This window comes from Neolewinella persica DSM 23188 (assembly GCF_000373105.1).
GTDB lineage: Bacteria > Bacteroidota > Bacteroidia > Chitinophagales > Saprospiraceae > Neolewinella > Neolewinella persica.
Genome location: NZ_KB890477.1, coordinates 1 through 3,785, shown reverse-complemented (window position 1 = coordinate 3,785; position 3,785 = coordinate 1). Strand labels below are relative to the sequence as shown.

At 48.7% G+C, this 3,785-nt stretch carries 3 protein-coding genes; all 3 read left to right on the top strand.

Annotated features, from left to right (window positions below; translation table 11 throughout):
- Window positions 1-180 precede the first annotated feature (180 nt).
- Window positions 181-858 (top strand): FtsB/FtsL family cell division protein, encoded by a 678-nt coding sequence (locus tag B036_RS0124820; RefSeq protein WP_026232329.1) that lies wholly within the window; start codon window positions 181-183, stop codon window positions 856-858.
- A 120-nt stretch (window positions 859-978) separates the two neighbouring features.
- A complete protein-coding gene (locus tag B036_RS0124815; protein ID WP_020571441.1) occupies window positions 979-2,004 on the top strand; it encodes an MFS transporter in 1,026 nt (341 codons plus the stop codon).
- An 87-nt stretch (window positions 2,005-2,091) separates the two neighbouring features.
- On the top strand, window positions 2,092-3,675 hold the full coding sequence (locus B036_RS0124810) for a phosphate ABC transporter substrate-binding/OmpA family protein (protein WP_020571440.1): 1,584 nt from the start codon (window positions 2,092-2,094) through the stop codon (window positions 3,673-3,675).
- Window positions 3,676-3,785: the final 110 nt, after the last annotated feature.

Sequence of the window (3,785 nt, the reverse complement as noted above, 5' to 3'; positions counted from 1 at the left end):
AGTTGTTAAGTAATAACAACTGACCGTTAGTCCTGCCCGGAAGGGCAGATGGAAAGTGGCCCCATCGGAGAAATCCGGTGGGGCCACTTTCATTTTACTACTTTGTAGGAGGTAATCCCTCCGATAGTCTGCTTATCTATTCACTAAAAAGCCGTAGCTTGCCGATAAGTATTTAATGCTATGTGGAAAAATCTTAAGTCCTACTTTATCGTAGAGGAAGAAGGAAAACCAGGGACCCCTTCATCGGCTAAGAAGCCGAAGGGTAACCCCGCTAAACCAACGCCTGCTTCTCCGAAGGCGTCTCCAACTGCACCTGCGTCCTCGCCCTCATCAGTAAGCGGAAACGTAAATGACCGCTTTGTCAAGGTATTGATGGAGGCAATGGAGGCGGCCAACCTTCCCGGATTTGATTATTTGGAGTATAAAAAGTCACTGCAGAACCTGAAAAAGATGAATTTTACGGACAGTGTTCGTTATCAAACCGCATTTGCTACCGCTCAGAGTATGGGCGTAACTCCGCAACAGCTTCAGGATTCGGCGCAGCACTACCTTACTACACTCAATACGGAGCAAAAAAAATTTTCTAATGCATTAGCAGGGCAGCGTGCCCAACAAATAAATGAGAAGGAAGGGCAGCTGAAGCAGATGGATGCTGATATTGGGCACCAGGAAGCTAAAATTAAGGAACTACAAGCGCAGATTGAGCAATCTAAGAAGCAACAGGAAAAGCTGCGTAAGACAATAAAAGAAAGTGTCGACAAACTCGCCAAAACACAGGCTGACTTTGAAACGACCTTCAAAATAATCACCGAGGGGATTGAACAGGATAAGGTCTACATGGCCGAATTCCTAAAATAGTCGACAAAACCTGGATGCTCGTCGAACCGACAAAACCTCCGGGCATCTCAAACCTTTTGTTAAGGCGCGGTCAGTTGAGTATCTTTGACCGCACTGCTTACTTACTGACAAAACAAAATTATGGAAGCACCACAAATGAAACCGAAGTCATTCTGGCAAAAACCAGAGGGCGTAACGGGGCTTATTTTTATGGTAGGCGTATTGGGCGCCCTGGGATTTGTGATCGCTACCTTCGGTACTGCGATTATGAGTATGATCACCACGACGATTGGTTTGGTCGTTGCGCTGGCAGTACTGGGGGCTATCGTTTTTATGGCCCTTGACCCCAGAATGCGCAATCTTATTTTCTATGCTTACAAGAGTGTGATGCGTGCCATCACTGGTATGTTCGTGCAAATCGATCCCATCGGTATTCTTAAAACCTACGTGGAAGAGCTGCAGAATAATCTGCGTAAGATGAATAAGCAGATCTCGCAGCTACGCGCGCAGATGCATAAGCTGAAGGAACTGATCGTGAATAACGAACGCGAAATCAGCAGTAACCTGAAACTTGCCGGAAAAGCTAAAGAGACGAACAAGCGTAATGTGATGATCCTGAAAAGCCGCCGGGCCGGCCGTCTTAAGGACAGTAACATGCGCCTGGAGGAGCTTTATAAGAAAATGGAAGTCCTCTACCGGGTACTGACCAAGATGTACGAAAACAGCCAGATACTGGCGGAAGACATCAAAGACCAGGTAACGGTCAAGGAGCAGGAGCGCAAGGCGATCCACGCCAGCCACGGTGCAATGAAATCAGCCATGAGCGTTATCAACGGGGACCCAGATCAGCGGGCAATGTTTGACATGGCCATGGAGAACATTACTGAAGACGTTGCTAACAAGGTCGGTGAAATGGAGCGCTTCATGGAAATGTCGGCCAACTTCATGGATTCCGTCGATCTGCAAAACGGTGTCTTTGAAGAAGAAGGCATGCAGATGCTGGAGCAATGGGAAAAAGAATCTACCAGCTTACTGTTGGGAGAAGAAAAAAGCCAATTACTGCTCCAGGCACAGAGTGACAATGATGTACTGGACCTCGATGCTCCGGTACCGGAACGAGCACGGCAGAGTGGCAATAAGAACCAGTACGATTCTTTCTTCGACTAACCGTCGGCAAAATATATTACGAGCCTCGGCCTCTGGCAGAGGCTCGTATTGATTTTACCCCACTCCTTAACTTTAAACCAACACATTATGGCTCGCTTAACTACGTTTAGTAAGCTTCTCATTACAATTCTGATTTTATTAGCCCTTGTTTTCGGCTTTAACTTCCTGACCAACGGTAAGCTGTTGGATGGCATTCTGAATGGAGGGGAAGGGACTGCTACAACTGCAACTACTAGCGGTGATAAACCTGATTCAGGTGGAGGCTTCTTCGGTGGAGGGGACAAAGGCGGCGATCCAATCAGGGTTGGCGTGGTTACCTGGGGCGGCTATGCCGGCGGACAATACTTTAACGAAGGGTTCAAGGCAAGTGCCGAAAGCCGGTTCAAGAAAGAATATGGTATTGACGTCGAATTCGTGCTGAATGACGATGTAGTCGCCAGCCTTAATAGCTGGAAAAACGGCGACATTGATGTCCATTGGTACACTATTGATGCTATGCCGACGATCATGCCGGAAATGGCTGCTTTTGATCCGGTGGTGCTGTGGCAATCTGACTGGTCACGTGGCGGAGATGCCATTGTGGTGAAACGGGGGATTAACTCCGTAGCGCAACTCAAGGGCAAGTCTATCGCCGTTGCGGAACTTACACCCAGCCATTCTTTTCTCTTGTATTTGCTGGACGCAGGACAACTTAAACCAAGCGATGTGCGCATCGTAGCTCAACCCTCAGCCATTGAAGCGGCAGCCGCATTCAAAAGCGGGCAGGTAGATGCCGCGGTCGTGTGGTCGCCTGATGATGAGCTCAGTGTACGTGCAGTTCCGGGATCTAAAATCTTGGAAAGTACCAAATCGGCTTCAAACATCATCGCCGACGTCTTCTTCGCCAAGCGGAGCTATGTAGAGGCTAACCGGGACAAACTCCAGAAACTTTACGAAGGCTGGATGCGGGGTGCGGCTGAAATCAACTCAAGTGACGCCAACAAGCAGAAAGCCGCCAAAATTCTCGGCCGTGAAATGTCGCTGTCGGAAGCGGATGCTCTGGGCATGATCAATAACGTTCGCCTGACGACGCACGGCGACAACGTCAACTTCTTTGAGCAAAACCCGAGCTACCGCGGGGTTACCGGCGGGGAATTGTACCGTACTATGGCACAGGAGTACAAAAACCTGGGCTTCATCGAAGGCAGCATTGCTCCCTTCCGAACGGTAGGCTACGGAAATCTGGTCATCGATGCTAATGATAAGCTTGGCGGTGGAAACAACGTTGCTGAAAGCCGGCCAGACTTTGCACCGGTGAACGAAAATGACGGTAAGGATTTAGACGCCATTGCCACAAAACGGATCAGCATCAATTTCCCCACGGGGGTGTCCACACTGGATGACCGCGCCAAGGGAATCATCGACGAAGAGTTCGTGCCCATTGCAAAAGCTTTCGGTAACGCACGTATCCGAATCGAAGGGAATACGGACAATACAGGGTCCTTAGCAACGAACATTGCCCTCAGCAAGAAGCGTGCCCAAGCAGTAGCTGCTTATCTAACCCGGGAATATGATATGGATTCAGATCGCTTTATTATTGTAGGTAACGGACCCAATAAGCCTATTGCCAATAACAGCAGTGAAAGTGGTCGGGCCCAGAATCGACGCACTGACTTTGAATTAGTGAAGTAGTTCGTCTTTTAAAGACTTGCTCAACTAACATGAGTCATCCCGAATTTTGAGCCCACATTAAAGTGAGGCAAATCGAGATGGCCATTCTAAGTCTGTAGAGCGGTATCGAG

Excerpts from the sequence above, each read along its gene's own strand:
- B036_RS0124820 (WP_026232329.1), top strand. The coding sequence starts at position 181 with ATGTGGAAAAATCTTAAGTCCTACTTTATCGTAGAGGAAGAAGGAAAA.
- B036_RS0124815 (WP_020571441.1), top strand. The coding sequence starts at position 979 with ATGGAAGCACCACAAATGAAACCGAAGTCATTCTGGCAAAAACCAGAG.
- B036_RS0124810 (WP_020571440.1), top strand. The coding sequence starts at position 2,092 with ATGGCTCGCTTAACTACGTTTAGTAAGCTTCTCATTACAATTCTGATT.